Consider the following 21,867-nt stretch of genomic DNA (forward strand, 5'->3'; position numbering starts at 1 on the left):
ATTAAAAAAGATACAATCATGATTTTCCCTGAAGATTTAAAATATTCGAAAGAGCATACATGGTTGCACATTGGCGATAACATCGGTACCGTAGGCATCACCGCATTTGCCCAAAGCGAACTAGGCGAAATTGTTTATGCCGACTTGCCCAATGTTGGTTACAGTTTTGGGCAAGGCAAGGTATTTGGTTCTGTTGAAGCTATTAAAACAGTCAGCGATTTGCTTATGCCCGTTTCAGGCAAAGTAGTAGAAACAAATAAAAAGCTTTTGCAAACACCAACCTTTATAAACGACGACCCTTATGGGGAAGGATGGATGATAAAGATTGAAATAACCAACCCAGCAGAAATAGAAAATTTATTATCGGCCGAGCAGTATAAACTTAATATCAACCAATAAAATAATGAGTGCCATCAATTGTAATCCAGTACAAAGGAAAAAGTTAAGTTTCCTTGACCGGTTCTTAACGCTGTGGATTTTCCTTGCAATGTTTTTAGGCGTTGGCATTGGATATTTTTTCCCAAACTCCTCACAATTTATCAATTCATTTTCCAGCGGCACCACAAACATCCCCTTGGCCATCGGCTTAATATTGATGATGTACCCGCCACTAGCAAAAGTGCACTACGAAAAAATGGGCGAGGTATTTAAAAACACCAAGATATTAAGCGTTTCGTTGTTGCTAAACTGGGTTATCGGCCCTACGTTAATGTTTTTCTTAGCCATCCTGTTTTTTCATGGCCAGCCACAATACATGATGGGGCTAATACTAATAGGCATTGCCCGTTGCATAGCTATGGTAATTGTATGGAACGAATTAGCCGAAGGCAACCGGGAGTATGCAGCAGGCTTGGTTGCCCTCAACAGTATTTTCCAGATACTTTTTTATAGTGTGTACGCATGGTTGTTCATTACCGTTTTGCCGCCCTATTTTGGTGTTAAAAGCACAGCAGTAAATATCACTATCGGGCAGATTGCACAAAGCGTTGCCATCTATTTGGGTATCCCATTTTTTGCAGGCATTGCAAGCCGCTACCTGCTTATAAAATGGAAAGGTTTAGATTGGTTCAATAATAAATATATCCCTGCCATCTCGCCCGTAACATTGGTTGCATTACTGTTTACAATTGTTTTAATGTTCAGTTTAAAGGGAAAGCTAATTGTGCAGATACCCTTCGATGTTTTGAAGATTGCGCTTCCATTGGTTATTTATTTCGCCATCATGTTTTTGGTTAGTTTTTTTATTGGCAAAAAAATGGGTGCAGATTATTCTCAAAACACAGCCATAGCATTTACCGCTACGGGCAATAATTTTGAATTGGCCATTGCTGTAGCCATTGGCATTTTTGGCATCAACAGCGGGCAAGCTTTTGCAGGCGTAATAGGCCCGTTAGTAGAAGTGCCTGCTTTAATTTTGTTGGTTAATGTGGCTTTTTGGTTTAAGAAAAAGTGGTATGCGGGCAAATAAATGACTAAACCGCTTTAACCTGTAACACATCTATCGGTATCTTGCAGTTGCAAAATAATTATGAAACAACTGCTTCGCATACTACAAACTATATATAGCATTTATGGGCTGTTGATTTTCGTGATGCTTATGCTCATAGCCCTTCCTTTCGTTTTCCTTTGCCTGCCTTTTGGCAAAATAAAAGGCGGTAACCTTATTTATAAAGTGTGCAAGGCATGGGCAAGGTGTTGGTATTTGCTGGCAGGAATCAGACACCGGACTATAGTAGAAGAAGCACCAAATCTTAATAAGCAATATATTTTTGTGGCCAACCATATTTCTTATACCGACATCCCAGCAACGGTAATAGCCATGAACCAGCCATACCGGGTGCTTGGCAAAGCCGAAATGGTGAAATACCCTGTTTTTGGGTGGATATACAAGGCAGCCGTTATTCTGGTGGACAGGGAAAGCATGGCAGGGCGGTCTAAAAGCATACGTGCAATGCAAGCAGCACTGAATAAAGGTATTTCTATTTTTATATTCCCCGAAGGCACATTCAACGAAACAGGACAGCCCCTGAAACCCTTTTATGACGGGGCTTTTAGGCTAGCCATCCAAACCAAGACACCCATCAAGCCCCTTTTGTTTATCGACACCGTCAATAGGCTGCATTATAGCAGCGTGCTAAGTCTTTCGCCCGGGCTAAGTAGGGTAGTTTACTTGCCTGAGATAGACACTAGCCAATACACGCTGCAGCAAGTAAAGGAACTAAAAGAAAATGTATATGGGATGATGGAAGATGGGCTTCGGAAATACAGATAAGATTAATAGCCACGAAGACTCAAAAACACAAAGCAGCACGAAGGAGAAAAAAGGTTAAAAGGTATTGATAACATAATTTCTCTTCTTTATTCTTTTCTTCTTGTTTAAAACTTTGTACCTCTTTGTGTTTTCGAGCCTTCGTGACGGATTAACCAAACTTGTATGCGAGCAATAACAAGGTTGTTTGTGTTTTGCGCCTTATGGCAGCATTATGATCAGCCCACTTCTACCCATGTATGGTCTGCCAATAGCCTTACAGAAGCCACAAATTGCTTAAAAGGCCCACTGCCACCCCACTCTTTTGGCGACACCAACGAAAGCATATGGGCACCATCCCTTTGCTCGTACAAATGATAGGTTTGCCCGATCTGCGGCTTAAAGCGCAGCGATGCCTCGTATATCATCAGGCTCAGCTCTTTTCTTTTGCTTATGTCCTGCGCCTGTCTTGCCAGTAGTTCTATTTGTTGTTTTATTTGGTCTAGCTGCATATTGGTTTGTTCTTCCATTGCCGTAAGGGCTTTGTGCTTTATCATGCCCTCTTTTGTAGGCCTAATAGCCACGCCCGACACACTGGAAGCATAAGGCAACACGCTCATTTGCTTGTGATAGACTTCTGTATTTACAAAGGGTTCTTTGTTGTCATTTAGGCCCTTATGGGTAACTTTCATATAGCCGTTGGCCAATATTTCATTTGTTACTTCTAAAATGGTTTGCTCCTCTTTTATAAAAGATGTAACAATGGTAGAGGCATTCGCAATGTTTGCCGTGATGGTGTCTGCTAGTTCCTGATTATCGAAAGGGTGCAAGGCCCCATCTGGCTTCACATTGTATTGCGTGTAAAAAGCATCGTTGGTAAGCGATACCCAGTTGATGCTTACGCTTAGTTGATGCCCATTTTTAATGCTTTCAATTTTGTAATTGCCGCTTTTGGGCACAGTGCCAAACTGGAAATCGCATTTTTCTGGGAATAACTGCCACGATGCTAAAAAATTATACGCTTGAACCACTGCTTTAATTATAAATTAGGAATTAAGAACAGCCCTTTACTGTTTACCAATAGTAATGAAACAACCAAAGAATTATTTGGTTGTAAAGAGCCTAAAAATATTCAAAAAAAGAAAATATCAGAAAAAAGAAAAAAAGCCATTGCTTATTTAAAATCATCCCTTACTTTTGCAGTCCGAAAAATTTTTGAAAATGTCTAGAGTATGTCAGGTAACCGGTAAACGGCCTATAACAGGAAATAGTGTTTCTCACTCAAACATTAAAACCAAGCGCAGGTTTTTGCCTAATTTACAAACCAAGCGTTTCTTCTTTGTCGAAGAAGATCGTTGGATAACCCTAAAGGTTTCTTCTGAAGCCATCCGTACCATCAATAAAAATGGTTTAGCCTCTATCGTAAAAGGTTTAAGGGACAAGGGCGATAAAATTTAATTACATAAACACTGCAAATTAGTAATAGCAATGGCAAAGAAAGGAAGTAGGGTTCAGGTAATTTTAGAATGCACTGAACACAAAACAAGTGGTAAAGCTGGCACAAGCCGCTATATCACCACCAAGAACAAGAAAAACAACCCAGAACGTATGGAGTTGAAAAAGTTTAACCCAATTTTGAATAAAGTAACTGTTCATAAAGAAATTAAATAATCATGGCAAAAGCAGCGAAAACGGCGATTAAGACAAAAGACCAGAAAGCAGCAGCAGAAGCAAAAAACTACACAAAAGTTATAAAAGCTGTGCGTAGCCCAAAAACTGGTGCTTATACTTTTAAAGAAGCCATCATACACAAAGACAAGATTAAAGACTTTTTAGCAGACAAATAAATCTCGCTACTAATTTCTTTTAAGAAAAAGCTACCTTATTTTGTGGGGTAGCTTTTTTGCGCTTGTACTATTGCTGTTTAAATACCTTAAAATCAATAGCTGCACCTTTTCTTTACATTTCTTTATTTAGCTATATGCCTATTATATAACTAAAGTGCCGTTTGCCTTAGTTATATTGATTGGAAATAGCAAGCCTTACTTTGTTAGTATATGGTAAGTGGCAACATCCTTTTTAAAATTAATTAATTAACCGAATTGGTTTACCAAAACAAACAATAAAGCTACCCTGTATTTAATTTAATAAACCTAAGTAAAGCTTCTTTACCCACTCGTATTTATATAATGGTTAACAATTTTACCGTCTGCCATTTCTATGGTGCGGTCGCTGGCGGCAGCAAAATCGTTATCATGTGTAACTGCAATAATGGTTTGGTGATAATCGTGTGTCAACTGTTTGAATATGTCAAAAACAATTTGTGTGTTTTTACTGTCAAGGTTGCCAGTTGGCTCGTCGCACATAATTAGTTGGGGGTCGTTTATCAATGCCCTTGCAATAGCCACACGCTGCTGCTGCCCGCCACTTAATTTAGATGCGGGCTTTAGTGCCTGGTCCTTTAAGCCCAGCCTGTCCAATTTTTCGTAAGCCCTTGCTTCCACTTCGTTGTAGCTATACTTTCCCAACCGCAATGCGGGAATCATTACATTTTTCAGGCAAGAAAACTCTGGCAATAGAAAATGGAATTGAAAAACAAACCCGATGCTGCTGTTTCTTATGGCAGCCAAGGCATCCGTTTTTTTTCCGGTTATTTTTTCCCCTAATATATGTAGTTCGCCCTCGTAATCCGTGTCCATCGTGCTTAGGCAGTATAGTAAGGTTGATTTTCCAGAACCACTTTTGCCTACCAACGTAAGAAACTCGCCTTTGTACGCTTCGATATTCACGTTTTCCAATACCTTGAATTTTATCGGGTCGTAAAAATATTTTCCTATCCGATAGGTGCTTAATACTATTTCTTGTTTTGCTATCATATAATTATGCTTAACTGATTTTTAAAATTCTTTATTGACACAATACTTAGCAACGTTGTCAAAATAACTTCCCCCCATCCCCGTCATTTCGACGCAGGAGAAATCTAACTAATGGTTAGCAGGTTATGTTTCATTAGAGCGTAATCTTATTAAAAACTAAGCGGCTTATTTTCGATGAGATTTCTCCTTCTTCGAAATGACGGGATGGCAGAAAGCGAATGAATAGCTTAAAACTGTATGAGGTATCTCATGCTTATTCTGATCAACCTACGTTATAGGTCTAAACGGGGAAAGTTATTTCGAAACCATTATATACAATCGTAGCTACTACCTTCTTAAAATAGCCACGGGGTCCACCTTGGATGCTTTTCGGGCTGGGAAATAACCTGAGCAAATGGTTATGAACAAACCAAGAAAAAAGCTTTGCAGGAACAGGTCCAATTGGAAATGTATGGGGAAATACCCGACTGGGCCGCCAACATAAATGTGTGCCATAATATTGATGAGTATTGCCCCGAAACACAAGCCAATAGTGGTGCCCAACAATCCCATCATGATGGCTTCCGAAACAAAAATCTTTATCACGTCACTACCCAAAAACCCTGTCGCTTTTAAGATGGCTATGTCCCCAATTTTTTGAGAAACCGTCATATTCAGTATGTTGTAAATGCCAAAGCCTGCTACCAGCAAAATGGATAAAGAGATGGCACCCATCATCGTTCCCCGAACTTTATCGCCGGCCAATACATCCGCATAAGTGGTTTTCCAACCCTCAATGGTGTATGGGGTTAGCGTTTGTAACTGACTTACGTAGGTTTCACTGTTGTCTGCATCTAGGGTGTTTGCATAAATGGTAGTCAAATACGCAGTGCCTTCTTTCAAGAATTGTTGTGCCGTACTGATATTTACATACGACTTTGAATCGTCTGTGATACTGCTGCCCGTATTAAAAATGCCTACTATCCGCAACACCTTACTTACGCCTTTAGAAGAAGAAACACTGATGTTGTCATTCAAGCCCAAGGATAGCTTTTCAGCAATGCCCTTACCAATGATGATACCGTTTACATTTCCTTGCAGTGCTTTTATGTTTCCTGCCACCATATATTTTTGGGTGTTGAACATGGCATTGTAGGCAACCATATCAACGCCATTGCCTGTTCCTTTCACCTGTGCCTGGCCACGATTGTAAAACGCAGCAAAATCTACTTGGGCAATTGCGTTGGTGATGTATGGTTCTTGTTTTACAAGACCCAATAAGGCATTGGGGTTGATGATGGTTTTGGACAAAGTGGTTATTTGTGGGTTTACAATAACGTTTACTGTATTCGTATCGCTGCTATTGCCAAGGGGTTTGCTGATTTCGTCGCTTTTATAAATCTTGATATGCGCACTGCTTTTAAACATTTCATTCCGGGAATATTGGCTAAAGCCCCCACTTAGCGAATTCATAAATAAATAGATAGCCACCCCCACTGTAACGCCCAATGCCGCTACCATCGTTTGCTTACGCCGGGTAAAGATGTGGGTAAACGCAATTTCTAAGTTTACACTTGTTTTCATTTTATTTTTTTAAGTAACGAAACGCTATCTCAATTGACTTCCCAAATCGGAGGTCTTTGTTTTATTGACGGCAATGTTATCCGTAACCAAAATGCTATTGTCGTCTATTCCAGCAAGCACTTGTACCCAATCGCTGCTTACAAAGTTGGTAACCACTTTTGTTGGTTCTTTTTGCCCCTTGATGGTTACGTTGCCCCCTAAATCCAAAAAGTTGCGGGGAATAAGCAGTGCATTTTTCTGTACCCCAACTATAATGTTGGCTTGCAATTGCGTATTGATCAATTTAAAATCAAGGGTATCGTTAAATAATATTTTTACGAAGAAGGATTGTGTGGCATCGTCAAACAAGGGATATATTTCTGCAACCGTTCCGTTATATATTTTGTTCAACATGGTGTTCAACCGAATACTCGCCCCCTGCCCCACTTTTACTTTTGCAATATTGCTCTCATCGGCATTTACCTTGGCATATATAAAGTTGGCATCGCCAATGTCTGCAATCACATCGCCCTTTTTCACATAGTCCCCTTGCTCTTTGTATTTTTTATACACTTTGCCAGACACAGGCGCATAAATTTGATTTTTCGCCATCAATACCTTGTTAATCTCTTTGGTTGCCTTGTTAGTAATCAGTTGTTGCTCGGCATCAGTCTGTAACTTTTTGTAGTTTTCCACCGCTGTTTCATAATTACTTTTCGATGTCTCGTAAGTAAGCACGGCATTCTCATAGTCATTTTTTGCCACACTGTTACTTTCCCAAAGCCGTTTATAACGTTGCACTTGCAGGTTATCTTGTTCCATTTTTTGTTGGGCTATTTCCTCGGCACTTTTCGCACTGATCAACGATGGCGCATTAGGCATTGCATTGTATGCTGCAATGTTGTACAAAGCATCTGCACTTACGGTGTTGAAACCACTTTCCTTGTTGTCAACTATTGCCACCACTTGCCCTTTTTTAATAATATCCCCTTCTAGAAAACTTATGTTTTCCAAATACCCATCTGCTTGTGCAGTGAGGCTATATTTCCCTCTAGCCTCCAAAATGCCAGAAGCAAACACCATTTCTGTTACATCTTTTCGTATGGGTTTTGTTTCTTGTGTCTTTTTTCCACAGGAAATAAGTGCTGCCAAGGTTGTTATTACTAAAAAAACGTTTACTTTCATCATTATTTAATTTTATTGTTGATGTCAATTTTTGCTTGTGCCAAGAGCACCGCTATTTGTGAGGAAATAAGGCTATAGCGTGCATTTACCATTGCGTTGAAGCTATTCAACGTTTGGTCCATGCCAAATAACCCCTCTGTATAAAGGTTTTTGTTTCTTTGGTAACTGTCTTTCCTTAACTGAAATATTTCCATGTTGGTTTGGTATTGCGATAATGCCTTGTCATACTCATTCCCTAATTGTTGCCTGTCCAACTCGGCAGTAATTGTACTTTGCTCTGCTGTTTTTTTCGCCAATTGATAATCATATTTTGCTTTTACGGCATTGGAAAGGCTACTCGCATTCGGCAAAGGCAACGCCAATTTAAGACCTATGCTTTGGCTGTTATACCACTTTCCATCAAATACCTTGAAACTTTGGTTATACAACGTGTAAGCATTAGAAGCCGTAAATGAAAGGGTTGGCAAAAAGGTTGCTTTTTTTATTTGTAAGTAATTGCTTTCGGCATATTTCTGTTTCAATAAGCTATAGTTTTGGTTCAATAGGTTCAAATCAATTGCGCTTTTATCAAGTAAATTAGATTGCAGGTTATTAACATCAATCATAATCACTTCGCTCTCTGGTATATCGCACAGTATTTTTAGGCTGATATAATATTGCCGAATACTAAATTCTATTTGGTGCAACGATTCCTTCGTGTTTAAATAGCTCGCTTTTGTGTCGTTTACGTCCTGTTGCTTCACTAACCCAAGCGCATATTTGTTTTCAGCAATTTTATGCAGTGTATCAGCTACTGCAAGGTTTTGTAGGGTGCTTTTCAATTGTTCCTGTAAGGTTACGATGTTATAATAGCTACTTGCAACATCGTCATACAAGTTTTTTACACTCACTTTACTGCTAGCATTGGTTAGGTCTATATTCAATTTGGCTAGTCTCAAATTCTCCCACCCACCTAGGTTAAACAACTTTATATCTGCATTTTGGCTAAAGGAAGTGTTGTATTGTATGCCGCTTTTTATCTCTTTATACGTTCCAGGAGCACCCCCAAAAGCATCTGATGGAAAAAGTGTAACTGGAAGCTTGGTATTGTCCGTAAAAGCCAAAGAAGCATTTTCCGTGGGGTCTATCACGCTAAGTTTTGCTGCCAGTTTTGCCTTTTTTGCCTGCATCAATTTAATGTCATTGGATTGTAGCGTGATGCTTTTTTGAGCAGCATAATTAAAAAAGGTATCCAAACTATTAAATGTGTGTTGCGCAGAAGCAGCAATACCAATCATTGTGCTTACTAAAAAAACGATACTATCCTTCATTTGATTATTGTTTGGTTAGGTACAAGGTTTTTATCATAAAAAACTTTTTGGCAACTAGTTTAAGCCTGTTATCAGCTTCAAAAGCCACCGTAACGGTTAGCTCTAGTTTGGCGTCGGGTGGTTGCATTGTGCCTTTATACATTCTTGTAAAAGCATCATATTTCAAGGCTTTCAACAATATCGTCCCATTTTTGGTTGGGGTGCTTTTGTCGTTTATGATGCTGCCATAGTAGCTGTTGTCCTTCATAGCATATATCTGCATTTGTATTTCCTTATCGCCACCATCATTTTTCCATTTGCCAATAATGCTGTTCGCACCATTTATTTGCTGGGAATAACTGTTGAAGCTTATCGCCAAGCCAAAGCATATCAATACCCACTTTTTCATATACTATCTGTTGTTTTATATTGATGAATCATGGCTACCAATTCTTCTCCCAAAATCAGTTGCATTACTGCTGGGTTGTCTTTTAGATAATCTTTTAAATGCCTTATCACCAATTCAAATTGGTCTTCCTCTTTTCTGTTTCCAATAGCAAGCCCAATGGTGTAGCCAATCAATGAAGCATTATCTATGGTCGATAATCTTTCCTTAATTAATTCCTTCTTGCTTGAAACATTGTCCATTGCCTTCTTTACGACATAAAATTGGACATAGCTAAATGCAATAGCAAGGACTTTTCATCCGAAATGGACAAATTGAGTGTGAAATGGACAGAAAGCGAAGTGAGGATTTGAAGAGATTTTTTTTGCCACAAAGGCACGAAAACACGAAGCAGCACAAAGAAAAAGAAGTGTTACTACTCGCCACATAGTAAAACAATAAACCTTACTTTCTTATTAAATGATGAAACTAAAACCTGAGTAGTGGCCTTTTACTGTTTTTCGACCTTCTTTCCTACGTGCCACTTTGAGCCTTTGTGTCTTCGTGGCAAAAATAACGTGTTAGTATCAGCACTTAATATGCAGCCAGCCAATCAATAAAAGCAGTTGTTTTTAGTTTGCCCACAATAATCTTTTCAGAAAAAGGTACGGTAAGGTTGGCAACCATTTTTCGGTTGAAAAAATAGGCAGCATCTTTAACGGCTTTTCGGTTAACAAGAAATTGCCTGTTGGCACGAAAGAAGTAAGGGGCAAAAGTTTTTTCTAAATAATCCAATTTATGGGATAGTAGCTGCTTCTTATGTTCGAAAGTGTATGCAAACACATAATCGTCCTCTACAAAAAAGAAGGCAATGTTGCTGCCATCCATGGGTATTATTTTGTCGCCCTGCTGAATGATGACTGAAGGGGTTTTAGTGGGTGCCAATTGCGTTTTTAAGAGGTTCAACAGGCTCGTAAAATCCGTTTGTAGCAGTGTCAATTTTTCTTGTAGCTGATGGTATTTGCCCAATGCCTTTCCAACGGTTTCTTTGGTAAATGGTTTCAATAAATAATCTATCCCCAGTGTTTTAAAAGCATCCAAGGCATATTCATTATAGGCGGTGCAAAATATTATAGGGATATGGTTATTTATCTTTTCAAATATCTCGAAGCTTAACCCATCGCCCAATTGTATGTCTGAAAAAATCAAATCTATATCCTTGTTCCTTTCCAAATAAGCGATGGCATCTTCAACCGATGGCAAAATGGCCAATATTTGCACGGCAGGTTCAATGGAAACAATAGTGTTTTGCAAGTCCCTTGCGGTAAGTTTTTCATCTTCTATAATTACTATTTTCATACTTTGTCAATCTTTTATTAGATGAATCATCACACAGAAATCATCCTCTGTTTCTATTATTTCTATGCCTTTACCACTGATTAGTTCATACCGCATGTTCAAGTTGTTCAGTCCAGTAGCACTTCTTTCGGTTAAACGGATGGACACTTTATTGTTCCAAATTTTTATCAATTCATTTTCATAAGAAATGCGGATAGCCAATGGTTTTTTTTCAGTAAAATAATTGTGTTTAAAGGCGTTTTCTACCAATGTCTGCAAGGCATAAACAGGTATTTTATCCGAAAGAATCTGCTCTGGAATATCAATAAAACAACTAAAAGAATGACCGAAACGCACTTTTTGAAGCAGTATATAGTCGTTGGTAAATTGTAGTTCCGCTTGCAGGGTAACTATTTGGTTTTTGTGCGACTCGACCGAATACCGCAAAAAGTCCGACAGCTTCACCGTATAATCTTCCGCATCTTCTGGGTTTTCCTTAATCAATGATTTTAGTACACTCAACGAATTGAACAAGAAATGCGGCTGCAGTTGCTGCATCAAAGCCTGTTTTTGTGCCTCTAAGTTTTTTACTTTCAGTTGCTCTATTTCTATGTCTGCATCCCGTTTTTTAAACTGCAACTGAATGGAGCTGCACAAAATAATAACGATAGAATTAATAGCAATGGTAGTAATGAAAGGATAGAGCAGAAAATTTCCTACCTCAAAACGATGAGGGATAGGCGTATTGCGTAATAAAACTGGGCCAATAAGCTGTATGATGAATGAAAAAGGATAACTTATTAGATAAAGCTGCCAATGTTTCAACTTGTGATCCTTTGATATAAGGTAAATGTTCATTACCCAAAACAAGAAGATATGGAAGGTCAAAACACCAGCAAACTCAAGGAAATACTGCTGGTTTACCTTATCAAATATAAAAATCGGGCTCACGCCATACACTGCAATAATAGGCGAGGTAATCAGTGCAATTGTATATAACCGTTTTTTCAAATCTTCATTTTTTTATATCCAAAGCTAAGTAGTTTGCCATGAAATGGCGGGCAAGTTATAATGCAACCAAAAAAATCTATTTGGTGTTAGTTATTAATTTCTTAACGCCATTACCTCCGCCTTTACCCTACCCCCAACTTTTTCTTCCCCTCCTTGTTATAAACAAAGTAAATTTGCATTTTATCTATAGCAGTTATGACAGCATTAATCAATAGTACCGAAGCCATTGTGGCAAGTACAAAAGACGAGGATTTAAAACGTATAGGCCATAAAATACTAAACCAGCAGCGCATCAGCTTTAACGATGGGGTAATACTTTTTGAGAAAGGCTCCCTTGCCTACCTAGGTGCATTGGCCAACCATGTGCGTGAGCAAAAGCATGGCGACAAAACCTATTTCAACCGCAATTTCCATATAGAACCTACCAATGTTTGCGTGTTTAGCTGCAAATTTTGCTCCTACTCCCGCTTATATGCACATAAGGAAGAAGGATGGGAATTGAGCATTGACCAAATGCTGGACATCGTGAAAAGCTATGACGGCAAGCCCGTAACCGAAGTGCATATTGTGGGTGGCGTGCACCCTAAAATGAACCTTGCATTTTTTATCGACTTGCTGAAAGCCATCAAGGCACACCGCCCCGATTTGCACATCAAAGGATTTACGCCGGTGGAACTGGATTATATGTTCCGCAAGGCGAAAGTGAGCGTGGAAGAAGGCATGAGGCTTACCCACGAAGCGGGCTTGGATTCATTGCCTGGGGGCGGTGCAGAAATTTTCCACCCAGATATTCGCTCGCAGATTTGCGACGACAAAGTAAATGCTGAAGGCTGGCTGCATATACACAAAGCAGCGCATGACTTGGGTATGCACAGCAATGCCACCATGCTTTATGGCCATATTGAATCTTACGCCCACCGTATAGACCACATGGACAGGCTACGCAAACTACAGGATGAAACAGGTGGTTTTAATACATTTATCCCACTAAAATTCAGGAACAAAGGCAACGACATGAGCCATATAGCTGAAAGCAGCACCATAGAAGACATGAAAGTATATGCCGTGGGCAGGCTGTACCTAGACAATTTTCCCCATGTAAAAGCCTACTGGCCAATGCTTGGGCGAAAAAGTGCCCAGCTGACCTTGAATTTTGGCGTGAACGATATTGACGGCACTATTGACGATAGCACCAAGATATACTCTATGGCCGGCAGCGAGGAACAAAGCCCTACCATGAATACCGCCCAACTGGTAACGCTGATAAAGCAAGTAAAAAGGCAACCTATAGAAAGGGACACGTTGTACAATGAAATACATGATTATACAAATAATGATGTAGCAGAGGTGGAGCTTTCGTTGAATTGAGATTTCCGGGGGATAAACGGGAGTTGGTCGGAGTAGGAAGGAAACCTAATTTGCCGCTAATAATAAAAACTACAAACAAAAAGTGCTGGTTCAATTGAACCAGCACTTTTTGTTACTTGACTTATAACTTTTGACTTACGACTTATAATGTATCTTGCCAACTATAAATCCCAATAAAGCATATAGGATTATGGGAAACAAGAAGAAAAAAAGCAGTACCCTATTTCTTTTCTGGAAAACACTTGGCCCTGGCCTTATCACGGGGGCCAGCGACGACGACCCCTCGGGCATTGCTACTTATTCGCAAGCAGGGGCTGCTTATGGGCTTTCCACGCTGTGGACGGCTTTGATTACGTTCCCCTTAATGGCATCTATCCAAGAAATGTGTGCAAGGATAGGCATTGTTACCTCACAAGGGCTTACTGGAACACTCAAGACAAACTACCCTAAGCCTATTTTATACCTTATGGTATTGTTTAGTTTCCCTGCCATAATAATGAATATAGGCGCAGATATTGCAGCAATGGGCGCAGTAGGCAATTTGCTCATCCCCACTGTCCATCCAACTTATTTTAGTGTAGCTTTTACTATTTTATTATTGGTATTGATTATCTACCTGCCCTATCAAAAAATTGCAGGGGTTTTAAAATATTTGTGCATTGTGCTGCTGGTTTATCTGGTAGTGCCTTTTTTATGCAAGCAAGATCTGCCAGCCATCCTTAAATCCACATTTGTACCTACTATCCACTTCAATAAGGACTTTATCAGCATCCTTGTAGCAATACTTGGCACAACCATTTCCCCCTACCTTTTCTTTTGGCAGGCAACCATGGAAGTAGAAGAAATGAAACATAAAAAACACCTTGTGGTAAATAAAAAAATAATGAGCAACATGAAACAAGATGTTGACTTTGGCATGTTGTTCTCCAACATCATCATGTATTTCCTCATCCTCACGGCAGGTTCAGTATTGTTTAAAGGCGGCATCCATACCATTGACACCGTGGAACAAGCTGCACAGGCTTTAAAACCATTGGCTGGCAATTGGGCATACTTCCTTTTTTCATTAGGCGTAATAGGAACCGGGCTTTTGGCCATCCCTGTATTGAGCGGTTCGCTTTCGTATATTGTTACAGAAGCATTTGGCTGGGAAGAAGGGCTGGATAAAAAATTCCACGAGGCAAAGGCATTTTACATCATCATTATTATTTCGCTGTTGGTGGGGCTTTCATTAACCTACCTAGGCATTAGCCCAATACAGGAATTGATTTATTCTGCTATTTTATACGGGCTAACAGCCCCTGTACTTATTGCCATCATCCTGCACATCTCCAACAACAAAAAAGTAATGGGCGAATTTACCAATGGCAAACTATCCAATATTTTTGGCTTTGCCGCATTGATATTGATGACCGCAGCAGCCGTGGTATTGGTGTATATGCAGCTTAGTAGTCAGTAGTCAGTGGTCAGTAGTCCGTTGTTAATCATTAGTAGTAAGGGATAAGTAATAAGAACGATAAAGATTTAATGGTGTATTTGTAACTCACCACTGACTACTGACCAACTATATCGCCTCAAACCAAAGCGGGCTTGCATCATCTGCATTGCCATTGTAATTAATAAACAGCTCCTCCCCTTTTTTAATGGGCTTTACTGTTTTAATGGTCATTGTGCCAGCTTCATAGTCCATTTCATATTCGCAGTTTGATGTATAGCTATGGTTGTACATGGAAATGTAGCCAAGCCCAATGGCCGCTCCCTCCTCGCTTGCGACCCTTGCAAAAATATAATTGTACAGCTTGGTGGCTTCCACCAGTTTCCTTTCTTCCTTGTTCAGCACTAGCACAGGGGAAATTTCTATTACCGTGCCTACAGCAAAAGAACGGGTAGTAAAAACCCCCAGCCCTCCATCACCGCCTTTGGGTGAAGGTGCCAGTATTAAATCCGGTAAAATCATGGGGTAAAAATAAATGCTTCTGCAACATATTTCCCTATCAGTTTTACCTTTACTTTGAACAAAATATAGAACCCTTAATTGAAATGAAACAATTGCCAATTTATTACACGCTAATCTTTCTAGCAGCTTGCACTCAAAAACCTGAAACAAAAGTTACTGTAGTTAAAAAGGCAGACACAGTGCTTATTGGAGATACTGTTTATAAAACCAAGGAAATTAAACCCGATAGCCCCGATGCAGAAACGGGAGCCTACTATTTGGTACTGGTAGGTACAGGATATAATTTCGATTCATTGATGCGTATTGCAAAAAATGCTGCGGCATTGCTTGGCTCTAAAGTAAATATGGAAGAAAGGATTTATAGGCGTAAAAAAGGGATCATACTACCAGACAGTTGCGGGGACGATATGTATTGTGGCGCATATTACCCTAGAAGGCCATTTGGCGACCAAAATTTTGTGAGCATCGAGATGTCATACGCTTATGAAAAAGATAGTAATGACAAGTTAAAAATGACGGTGTTTGCAAACATCTTCAACAACAAGCAAGAAGCAGACAGCGTTGTAAAAATACTTGCGCCAAAATTCCCGATGGCTACTGCTATAAAAAGGGATTTGTACTTGGGGTGTATGCACTAAAGCGTTTAGGCGATGTTTATGAGGGTTTTGTAAAATGGAAGCTGCATTTTTGAACAAGGAATCAATATTTGAATAATCATTAATAATGTTTTGTGAAAACAGAAGAAATAAAACAATTGTTTGAACGCTTTTAAGCAGCTGCTGCGGAAGTGGAAGGCGTAGAAAGCTAGAGTGCCAGGGAACTGCAAAACCTATTGGGCTACAGCAAATGGGAGAACTTTGAACCATTTTCCTGACGTCAGGAAGATGATAATAAAAGGCAAAGGTGCTAAGGATGAAATAGAAGACATTGCTTTAGTCAACAAGTTTTAAAAAATCATTGTAAATATCCAGCACTTTTTATTAGCAAGTCTAGATGTAATAAAATTTTTGCAATAATTTAAAATATCACAAAATAATTATTGCAACATTGTAATAAAATATTTGAAATAAAATAAAATATTGCAAAATAATTATTACAATTATTGCTGAGTAAATTTCCTTCTAATTAGCAAAGCATCTTTTAGCAACCCAAATCAAAAATCTATCTCGAAATATTGTAGAATGGCTTTAAAATTATCTTGGGCAATAAGGCAAGTATCTAATAAATATTCTTTTATATTCTCCCATTCTTGCAAGCCACGGTAATAGAACAACTTTAGTTCATTGCTAATGATAAAGGGAACAATATTATTGGCGAGGCATTCTTTAAACATGATCAACCGACCTACACGCCCATTACCATCCTGGAACGGATGGATGATTTCGAATTGGTGGTGAAAGGCGATAATATCATGGATGGTTTTATTTCCAATGGCATGGTATTCAGCCAATAATGCTTTCATTTGGGTGGGCACTTCTTTGGGTCGGCAAGTTTCATTTCCCCCAACTTCATTGGGCAATTTTTTATAATCGCCTATGTTGAACCAATCTTTTCGGCCATCTGAAGTGCCTGATTTCAATAAATAATGTAATTCTTTTATCAACGGCTCGTTTAGTTTTGCTGTTGCCTTGTCAATAATTAAATCTATGCAACGAAAGTGGTTGGTGGTTTCTATAATGTCGTCTATATTGATGCTTTCTTTAGAAATGCCAATGGTGTTGGTCTCAAAAATATAACGGGTTTGGTCGTGGGTAAGGCGGCTGCCCTCTATTTTATTAGAGTTGTAGGTTAAATCAATTTGGGTGCGGTGATAAATACCGCCCTTTAACTTCATTTCTTTTTGCTCTTTCAATTGGTTGAGCAATATATTTTGACTGATTTTTTTCTTGCTCCCTTTGTCAGGCAAAGAAGCATCTTCCGGGATATTCCATGTTTTTCCAGTAAGGAAAGCGGCTTTTATTTTTCCTGTTGCACAGTAATGGCGCACCGTCCTTTCGGATAAGTTCCATTTTTTTGCGAAATCACTTACAGAAATATATTTCATTGGTTTTTTTACAACATGTCGTTATCGGCAAAGATGCACCATAAAAATAATTTTAATTTAATTTTTTGCCGATAGCGGCAAAAAATTTTTATCTTTTTATCATCCTCCCTTTCAAAATTTCTTTCATCACGCTATCGTAGCTGTTTTGGCTGATGGTTACTTTGGCTTTGCCCATATCTATTTCGTTGCCTTCGATGCTTTTTATTTTGGAAGTGTTGATGATGGTTGATTTATGAATTTTCAGGAAAAAATTGCTGGGCAATTGTTCCGTTATGCTTTTGATGGTGAGGTACACGACCAATTTTCTGGTGGCTGTGTGCAGTACGATATAGTTTAGCATGGCTTCTACATAAATCAAATCATCGTACAAAATTTTTTCTATTTTGCCATCGCATTTTACAAAGAAATAATTGTCTGCCGGGTTGTGGCTCAGCATTTCTGCGGGTTTGTTTTTTAGCTCGGCATATTCCTTTGCCCTTTCGCAAGCTTTTACAAACCGCTCGAAAGAGAAAGGTTTTACCAAATAATCTACCACATCCAATTCAAAACCTTCCACTGCATATTGCGTGTAGGCTGTGGTAAGGATGGTCAATGGCAATTCCTGCCCGCTGCGCAGAAAATCTATGCCACTCATGCGGGGCATATTAATGTCTAGGAACAATAGATCTATCCGCTGGTTTTCCAGCAATTGTTTTGCTTTTACGGGGTTTTCGGCCTTGCCCGCCAATTGCAAAAAATCTACGTCCTCTATGTATTCCTCCAATACTATTCTTGCCATTGGTTCATCGTCCACAATCATGCAGTTTAATTTCATGCGAGTAGGATTTTTAAATTCACTTCGTAAGAATCTTTTTCATCCAAAATATCCAGCTCGTGTTGTTGGGGATATAGCAAAGCCAATCTCCGTTTTGCATTGGCCATACCGATGCCCTTGTGTTCTATTGGGCTAATAAAGTCTGGATCTTTTGTGTTGTAGCATTTAAAATGTAAGGTGTCTTCTTTTCTGCACAAATTGATACTTACCTTATTTTCCGAGTCCTCACTATTGCCCACATATTTAAAACTATTCTCTATAAAAGCAATAAACAACAGCGGTGCAATGGAAAAGCCTTTTACATTGTCGTCGATGGAAAGTTCTACTATAAGGCTTTCATCTTTGCGGGCGGTTTGCAAAGCCACATAATTTTTTATGTAGTTCATTTCTTTTTCTATGCCGATGGTTGCGCTGTTGCAATCGTACAATTGGTAGCGCAGCATATCCGAAAAAGTGAGCAGCATATTCCGGGCAACGGTATTGTGCTTGTCGATATGCCCATAAATAGAATTGATGGAATTGAACAAAAAGTGCGGGTTGAATTGTGCATTTAAAAAATCGAGTTCCGCCTGTTCTTTTTCCTTTGCCATTTCATCCAGGTATTGTTGGAAACGGAAGCGGTCAATCGCTATTTTCCCAGCGACCAAGCATACGACCCAGATAAAAATATTTAATAGAGATCGGACAAATAAATCTGCCGGTCCCGGCTGAGGCTTGCCGATAAGGAAATGGTGCTGGTTAAGGTAAGTAGCCAAGGGAACACGCAGTAAAGCCGCTACAATTATGCCTGCGAGCATTAACCCTGCAAAAGAGAAATATTTTTTGGTGTAGAGGAAATGGGGGATGGTATAAAAAACATTGAAATAAAAATTGGCTGCAATAAATATCAGATAGCAGAACTCAATCGTAGCGGTTCTAGAAAAAGCAAATTCCCTTTTCTGGAAAACCATTACCCAGAAAATATATAGCCCTACCCACCAGAGTAGCTGTAGCCATTTTTGCTGCCTTGTTGTTTGTATTGCCATTGCTTGTACAAACATAGCAAAGCATTTTGCTACGGCTATGGGTTTTATATTATCTATTGCTAAATCTTGATTATCTATTTTTATTTGCCACGAAGGCACGAAAACACAAAGGAGCACGAAGTATTAAGGAAGAAAGGTAGATTTGATTTGTAAAAATGATTTAAAGAAATAGTGATTATTATTGTAAACGAAATATTCTCAAAACAAGCTGCGTTATGAAACATTTAACCCCTAAATTAATTTTATTAATAACTTTTGTTTCCTTTCTATACTTCCCCCAAATTTTAAAAGCCCAAGTAAATATCCAAGATAGCCTTGCACTAGTTGATTTATATAAAAGTACAAAAGGTTCTCATTGGGTAAAACATGACCATTGGTTGACTAAAGCTCCTGTAAGTAGTTGGTACGGGATTAGGGTCAACAAGAATAATAGAGTAGATTCGATAAACTTATATATGAATATTGATGAAGGAGATGGAGAAAGTGGTAATAATTTAACAGGTAATATTCCTGTATCAATTGGCAACCTAACTGATTTGGTATATTTAAACTTAGGCTTAAATAATTTAAACAGTTTAATCCCTGCTACATTGGGCAAATTATCGAGACTTGAATATTTGAATCTATCACGCAATAGGTTTAGTGGTACATTACCTTCCGAACTTGGCAATCTTTCGAATCTTTCTTATTTGAATCTGAGTACTAACATTTTAAATGGAAATATCCCATCAACGTTGGGGAATCTTCCAAACCTTAATTATTTCGATTTAGGTTCTAATAAATTAAGTGGACTTCTGCCTTCCTCAATGGGGAATTTACACAACTTAATTTATTTGGATTTTAGTTATAATGAATTGAGTGGAGCCATTCCGCAATCATTGGGAAACCTCAGTAACCTTAAGTATTTGGCTATTGGTGTGAATAAATTAACGGGAAACATTCCTTCATCATTGGGCAACTTAGAACATTTAGATACGTTGGTTCTTATTGGTAATAAATTAGTTGGCATCATCCCTCCATCTTTAGGAGACTTACACAATTTGAAATGGTTAAACCTTAGCACTAATCAATTAAGTGGTATAATTCCAGAGTCGTTTGGTAAATTAATAAACCTATTACAATTAGAACTTGAGTATAATCAATTAAGTGGATCTATCCCCGAAGCATTAGGAAACTTACATAAATTAAGAGCCTTGTTTCTTTATGATAATCAACTCAGTGGAGCTATTCCTGCTGAATTGGGTAACTTAACTCAACTTGTTTCCTTGGTGCTTAAGAATAATAAACTCAGTGGTTCAATACCTCCTGAAATTAGTAATTTGAACAATCTTGGGGATTTGGAACTTTCTAATAACCAATTGAGTGGCCCAATCCCTACTGAATTAAGTAAGTTAACTAAGCTTAGCCTTTTGTGGATTAATAATAATAAGCTTAGCGGCAATATTTATTCTTTAGGTAAGTTAGTTAATCTAGCAAATTTAAATCTCTACAATAACCAATTAACTGATACTATTCCTTCGGCATTGGGTAATCTAGTTCATTTAACAGAGTTGGATCTTGGCGGCAATAATTTTACTGGTACAATTCCGCCTTCATTAGGCAGTTTGACTAAACTCAATACTTTAAATCTCAGTTATAATCAATTGTCAGGTAGCATACCACCTTCATTAGGAAACATAGCCAACCTTTCTAATTTTGATTTGAGTTTCAATAAATTAAGTGGGGCTATCCCTGCTTCATTAAAGAAACTAACGAATTGCTACAAGTTTGCAATAAATGACAATGAATTTACTTTTAACGGAATGGAGGAGGTAGCACGCATGGTTCGTGCCAATAAATATGTAGAACCAAACTCTCCTTATTACTCACCACAGTACGCAATCCATTTGAATAACAAGAAAAATACGTTATCTGTTTCTGCGGGAGGGACACCTACGAACAATACATATAAATGGTACAAAGAAAATGTACTTGTTGCAACAAAAGTGGGGGATAGTACCTTTTCCTTTATTAGCGATGGGACTTATCGTGTGGAAGTTACAAACGTAGTTGCTAAAAAACTTACACTTCATAGTGATATATTTATGATTACTAGAAGGAATTAAGTGCGGCGTTATGATATGAGGGCCTATATGGCAAAAAAACCTGTACACTTTGCTGAAAATATTTGCGTCCTCTACGGTTAAAAAACTAACTTAATCAAGTATTTCCTGTGGTTAATGTAAATGATTGTTTTGCGGGGTTTGGGTTTTCTTCTTTTGTGTTTCAAAAATGTATTCAACCATATAAACACAAAAAATGAAAAAAGCAATCAACTGGTTCAGCAACCCGCCCGTGCATGGGCAAACAAGTATTTTAATTTTACGCCTGATGGCAGGAGGCGTATTTTTTTGGGAGGGCATCTTGAAATTTGTATACGTAAACCAAGGGGTTGGCAGGTTTACCAAACTGGGCTTCCCCATGCCGGAGTTAACTGCCAATTTTGTGGGGGCTACAGAAATTATTGGCGGGTTGTTTATATTGTTTGGGTTGTTCACCCGTTTTACTGCATTTTGGTTTATTGTGGAAATGATTGTGGCGATCCTTTCTACAAAAATATCTTTGTATTTAGGCACTAGCCCTTTGCCACTTCCACCAGCCCCGCCTAAAATGGGCATTTGGGCAGTGCTGCACGAAATACGGTCAGATTATGCGCAACTGCTTACCTGTTTGTTTTTATTGATAGAAGGTGCCGGGAGGAAATCTTTGGACAGGTGGTGGCAGGAAGGGAAAAGATAGGGTGAAT

At 38.7% G+C, this 21,867-nt stretch carries 25 protein-coding genes; 12 read left to right on the plus strand and 13 right to left on the minus strand.

Annotated features, from left to right (window positions below; translation table 11 throughout):
- Nucleotides 1-18: 18 nt before the first annotated feature.
- The 3 genes from gcvH to ACHFIY_RS07555 are packed head-to-tail and all read left to right on the plus strand — an operon-like array spanning nt 19 to nt 2,272.
- Entirely contained in the window at nt 19-399 is a 381-nt protein-coding gene (gcvH, locus tag ACHFIY_RS07545; protein WP_410845465.1) for a glycine cleavage system protein GcvH, read from the plus strand.
- Nucleotides 400-403: 4 nt separating this feature from the next.
- Nucleotides 404-1,468, plus strand: a complete 1,065-nt coding sequence (arsB, locus tag ACHFIY_RS07550) for an ACR3 family arsenite efflux transporter (RefSeq protein ID WP_410845466.1) — start codon at nt 404-406, stop codon at nt 1,466-1,468.
- A gap of 60 nt (nt 1,469-1,528) precedes the next feature.
- Nucleotides 1,529-2,272, plus strand: coding sequence for a lysophospholipid acyltransferase family protein (locus ACHFIY_RS07555; protein WP_410845467.1), 744 nt, complete (start codon nt 1,529-1,531; stop codon nt 2,270-2,272).
- 215 nt (nt 2,273-2,487) lie between these two features.
- Here the strand turns inward: ACHFIY_RS07555 and ACHFIY_RS07560 are convergent, their stop codons facing one another.
- On the minus strand, nt 2,488-3,279 hold the full coding sequence (locus ACHFIY_RS07560; RefSeq protein ID WP_410845468.1) for a DUF2452 domain-containing protein: 792 nt from the start codon (nt 3,277-3,279) through the stop codon (nt 2,488-2,490).
- Between ACHFIY_RS07560 and ACHFIY_RS07565 the strand changes: the two genes are divergently transcribed.
- From ACHFIY_RS07565 to ACHFIY_RS07580, 4 genes are read left to right on the plus strand one after another with little or no spacing between them, the layout of a single operon-like run.
- Nucleotides 3,271-3,477 (plus strand): hypothetical protein, encoded by a 207-nt coding sequence (locus ACHFIY_RS07565; RefSeq protein ID WP_410845469.1) that lies wholly within the window; start codon nt 3,271-3,273, stop codon nt 3,475-3,477. The two genes, ACHFIY_RS07560 and ACHFIY_RS07565, sit on opposite strands and share 9 nt — an antisense overlap.
- Entirely contained in the window at nt 3,470-3,706 is a 237-nt protein-coding gene (gene rpmB / locus ACHFIY_RS07570) for a 50S ribosomal protein L28 (protein ID WP_410845470.1), read from the plus strand. Before ACHFIY_RS07565 ends, rpmB begins: the two co-directional genes overlap by 8 nt.
- Before the next feature lie 30 nt (nt 3,707-3,736).
- Entirely contained in the window at nt 3,737-3,919 is a 183-nt protein-coding gene (gene rpmG / locus ACHFIY_RS07575; protein ID WP_410845471.1) for a 50S ribosomal protein L33, read from the plus strand.
- 2 nt (nt 3,920-3,921) lie between these two features.
- Nucleotides 3,922-4,095 (plus strand): DUF4295 family protein, encoded by a 174-nt coding sequence (locus ACHFIY_RS07580; RefSeq protein WP_410845472.1) that lies wholly within the window; start codon nt 3,922-3,924, stop codon nt 4,093-4,095.
- A gap of 321 nt (nt 4,096-4,416) precedes the next feature.
- Here the strand turns inward: ACHFIY_RS07580 and ACHFIY_RS07585 are convergent, their stop codons facing one another.
- The 8 genes from ACHFIY_RS07585 to ACHFIY_RS07620 all read right to left on the minus strand — a co-directional run bounded on the left by ACHFIY_RS07585 (nt 4,417) and on the right by ACHFIY_RS07620 (nt 11,874).
- Complete coding sequence (locus ACHFIY_RS07585; RefSeq protein WP_410845473.1) at nt 4,417-5,124, minus strand: ABC transporter ATP-binding protein; 708 nt, start codon at nt 5,122-5,124, stop codon at nt 4,417-4,419.
- Nucleotides 5,125-5,451: 327 nt separating this feature from the next.
- The gene (locus ACHFIY_RS07590) at nt 5,452-6,687 is read right to left on the minus strand and encodes an ABC transporter permease (RefSeq protein ID WP_410845474.1); all 1,236 of its coding nucleotides are present in this window, start codon (nt 6,685-6,687) and stop codon (nt 5,452-5,454) included.
- Between the two features lie 24 nt (nt 6,688-6,711).
- Nucleotides 6,712-7,854, minus strand: a complete 1,143-nt coding sequence (locus ACHFIY_RS07595) for an efflux RND transporter periplasmic adaptor subunit (RefSeq protein ID WP_410845475.1) — start codon at nt 7,852-7,854, stop codon at nt 6,712-6,714.
- Nucleotides 7,854-9,161, minus strand: coding sequence for a TolC family protein (locus ACHFIY_RS07600; protein WP_410845476.1), 1,308 nt, complete (start codon nt 9,159-9,161; stop codon nt 7,854-7,856). The genes ACHFIY_RS07595 and ACHFIY_RS07600 overlap by 1 nt, the downstream gene beginning before the upstream one ends.
- Before the next feature lie 4 nt (nt 9,162-9,165).
- Nucleotides 9,166-9,549 carry a DUF2147 domain-containing protein gene (locus ACHFIY_RS07605; protein ID WP_410845477.1) on the minus strand — a complete coding sequence of 128 codons (384 nt, stop codon included), beginning with the start codon at nt 9,547-9,549 and terminating at the stop codon, nt 9,166-9,168.
- Nucleotides 9,546-9,788, minus strand: a complete 243-nt coding sequence (locus ACHFIY_RS07610; protein ID WP_410845478.1) for a hypothetical protein — start codon at nt 9,786-9,788, stop codon at nt 9,546-9,548. Before ACHFIY_RS07610 ends, ACHFIY_RS07605 begins: the two co-directional genes overlap by 4 nt.
- A gap of 331 nt (nt 9,789-10,119) precedes the next feature.
- Nucleotides 10,120-10,884, minus strand: coding sequence for a LytR/AlgR family response regulator transcription factor (locus ACHFIY_RS07615; protein WP_410845479.1), 765 nt, complete (start codon nt 10,882-10,884; stop codon nt 10,120-10,122).
- A 6-nt stretch (nt 10,885-10,890) separates the two neighbouring features.
- Nucleotides 10,891-11,874, minus strand: coding sequence for a sensor histidine kinase (locus ACHFIY_RS07620; protein ID WP_410845480.1), 984 nt, complete (start codon nt 11,872-11,874; stop codon nt 10,891-10,893).
- Between the two features lie 195 nt (nt 11,875-12,069).
- Between ACHFIY_RS07620 and mqnE the strand changes: the two genes are divergently transcribed.
- Nucleotides 12,070-13,242, plus strand: coding sequence for an aminofutalosine synthase MqnE (gene mqnE, locus ACHFIY_RS07625; protein WP_410845481.1), 1,173 nt, complete (start codon nt 12,070-12,072; stop codon nt 13,240-13,242).
- 190 nt (nt 13,243-13,432) lie between these two features.
- Nucleotides 13,433-14,701, plus strand: a complete 1,269-nt coding sequence (locus tag ACHFIY_RS07630; RefSeq protein WP_410845482.1) for an NRAMP family divalent metal transporter — start codon at nt 13,433-13,435, stop codon at nt 14,699-14,701.
- A 105-nt stretch (nt 14,702-14,806) separates the two neighbouring features.
- Here ACHFIY_RS07630 and ACHFIY_RS07635 read toward each other — a convergent pair whose 3' ends face one another.
- Nucleotides 14,807-15,199 (minus strand): SET domain-containing protein, encoded by a 393-nt coding sequence (locus tag ACHFIY_RS07635; RefSeq protein ID WP_410845483.1) that lies wholly within the window; start codon nt 15,197-15,199, stop codon nt 14,807-14,809.
- An 83-nt stretch (nt 15,200-15,282) separates the two neighbouring features.
- Here ACHFIY_RS07635 and ACHFIY_RS07640 point away from each other — a divergent pair, with 83 nt between their 5' ends.
- Nucleotides 15,283-15,837 (plus strand): hypothetical protein, encoded by a 555-nt coding sequence (locus tag ACHFIY_RS07640; protein ID WP_410845484.1) that lies wholly within the window; start codon nt 15,283-15,285, stop codon nt 15,835-15,837.
- A 515-nt stretch (nt 15,838-16,352) separates the two neighbouring features.
- Here ACHFIY_RS07640 and ACHFIY_RS07645 read toward each other — a convergent pair.
- The 3 genes from ACHFIY_RS07645 to ACHFIY_RS07655 all read right to left on the minus strand — a co-directional run bounded on the left by ACHFIY_RS07645 (nt 16,353) and on the right by ACHFIY_RS07655 (nt 19,097).
- Complete coding sequence (locus tag ACHFIY_RS07645; protein ID WP_410845485.1) at nt 16,353-17,243, minus strand: Fic family protein; 891 nt, start codon at nt 17,241-17,243, stop codon at nt 16,353-16,355.
- An 88-nt stretch (nt 17,244-17,331) separates the two neighbouring features.
- Complete coding sequence (locus ACHFIY_RS07650) at nt 17,332-18,057, minus strand: LytR/AlgR family response regulator transcription factor (protein WP_410845486.1); 726 nt, start codon at nt 18,055-18,057, stop codon at nt 17,332-17,334.
- Nucleotides 18,054-19,097, minus strand: a complete 1,044-nt coding sequence (locus ACHFIY_RS07655; RefSeq protein WP_410845487.1) for a sensor histidine kinase — start codon at nt 19,095-19,097, stop codon at nt 18,054-18,056. The genes ACHFIY_RS07650 and ACHFIY_RS07655 overlap by 4 nt, the downstream gene beginning before the upstream one ends.
- Before the next feature lie 200 nt (nt 19,098-19,297).
- Between ACHFIY_RS07655 and ACHFIY_RS07660 the strand changes: the two genes are divergently transcribed.
- Both ACHFIY_RS07660 and ACHFIY_RS07665 read left to right on the plus strand, forming a co-directional pair.
- Nucleotides 19,298-21,187 (plus strand): leucine-rich repeat domain-containing protein, encoded by a 1,890-nt coding sequence (locus ACHFIY_RS07660; protein WP_410845488.1) that lies wholly within the window; start codon nt 19,298-19,300, stop codon nt 21,185-21,187.
- 193 nt (nt 21,188-21,380) lie between these two features.
- Nucleotides 21,381-21,860, plus strand: a complete 480-nt coding sequence (locus ACHFIY_RS07665) for a DoxX family protein (protein WP_410845489.1) — start codon at nt 21,381-21,383, stop codon at nt 21,858-21,860.
- Nucleotides 21,861-21,867: the final 7 nt, after the last annotated feature.

Origin of the sequence: Parasediminibacterium schistidii, assembly GCF_046546515.1 — a bacterium.
In the GTDB taxonomy this organism is placed as follows: domain Bacteria; phylum Bacteroidota; class Bacteroidia; order Chitinophagales; family Chitinophagaceae; genus Parasediminibacterium.

Bases quoted from the DNA above. Each gene is read 5' to 3' on its own strand.
- gcvH (WP_410845465.1), top strand. From the start codon at position 19: ATGATTTTCCCTGAAGATTTAAAATATTCGAAAGAGCATACATGGTTG.
- arsB (WP_410845466.1), top strand. From the start codon at position 404: ATGAGTGCCATCAATTGTAATCCAGTACAAAGGAAAAAGTTAAGTTTC.
- ACHFIY_RS07555 (WP_410845467.1), top strand. From the start codon at position 1,529: ATGAAACAACTGCTTCGCATACTACAAACTATATATAGCATTTATGGG.
- rpmB (WP_410845470.1), top strand. From the start codon at position 3,470: ATGTCTAGAGTATGTCAGGTAACCGGTAAACGGCCTATAACAGGAAAT.
- rpmG (WP_410845471.1), top strand. From the start codon at position 3,737: ATGGCAAAGAAAGGAAGTAGGGTTCAGGTAATTTTAGAATGCACTGAA.
- ACHFIY_RS07580 (WP_410845472.1), top strand. From the start codon at position 3,922: ATGGCAAAAGCAGCGAAAACGGCGATTAAGACAAAAGACCAGAAAGCA.
- ACHFIY_RS07585 (WP_410845473.1), bottom strand. From the start codon at position 5,124: ATGATAGCAAAACAAGAAATAGTATTAAGCACCTATCGGATAGGAAAA.
- ACHFIY_RS07590 (WP_410845474.1), bottom strand. From the start codon at position 6,687: ATGAAAACAAGTGTAAACTTAGAAATTGCGTTTACCCACATCTTTACC.
- ACHFIY_RS07595 (WP_410845475.1), bottom strand. From the start codon at position 7,854: ATGATGAAAGTAAACGTTTTTTTAGTAATAACAACCTTGGCAGCACTT.
- ACHFIY_RS07600 (WP_410845476.1), bottom strand. From the start codon at position 9,161: ATGAAGGATAGTATCGTTTTTTTAGTAAGCACAATGATTGGTATTGCT.
- ACHFIY_RS07605 (WP_410845477.1), bottom strand. From the start codon at position 9,549: ATGAAAAAGTGGGTATTGATATGCTTTGGCTTGGCGATAAGCTTCAAC.
- ACHFIY_RS07610 (WP_410845478.1), bottom strand. From the start codon at position 9,788: ATGGACAATGTTTCAAGCAAGAAGGAATTAATTAAGGAAAGATTATCG.
- ACHFIY_RS07615 (WP_410845479.1), bottom strand. From the start codon at position 10,884: ATGAAAATAGTAATTATAGAAGATGAAAAACTTACCGCAAGGGACTTG.
- mqnE (WP_410845481.1), top strand. From the start codon at position 12,070: ATGACAGCATTAATCAATAGTACCGAAGCCATTGTGGCAAGTACAAAA.
- ACHFIY_RS07630 (WP_410845482.1), top strand. From the start codon at position 13,433: ATGGGAAACAAGAAGAAAAAAAGCAGTACCCTATTTCTTTTCTGGAAA.
- ACHFIY_RS07635 (WP_410845483.1), bottom strand. From the start codon at position 15,199: ATGATTTTACCGGATTTAATACTGGCACCTTCACCCAAAGGCGGTGAT.
- ACHFIY_RS07640 (WP_410845484.1), top strand. From the start codon at position 15,283: ATGAAACAATTGCCAATTTATTACACGCTAATCTTTCTAGCAGCTTGC.
- ACHFIY_RS07645 (WP_410845485.1), bottom strand. From the start codon at position 17,243: ATGAAATATATTTCTGTAAGTGATTTCGCAAAAAAATGGAACTTATCC.
- ACHFIY_RS07650 (WP_410845486.1), bottom strand. From the start codon at position 18,057: ATGAAATTAAACTGCATGATTGTGGACGATGAACCAATGGCAAGAATA.
- ACHFIY_RS07655 (WP_410845487.1), bottom strand. From the start codon at position 19,097: ATGTTTGTACAAGCAATGGCAATACAAACAACAAGGCAGCAAAAATGG.
- ACHFIY_RS07660 (WP_410845488.1), top strand. From the start codon at position 19,298: ATGAAACATTTAACCCCTAAATTAATTTTATTAATAACTTTTGTTTCC.
- ACHFIY_RS07665 (WP_410845489.1), top strand. From the start codon at position 21,381: ATGAAAAAAGCAATCAACTGGTTCAGCAACCCGCCCGTGCATGGGCAA.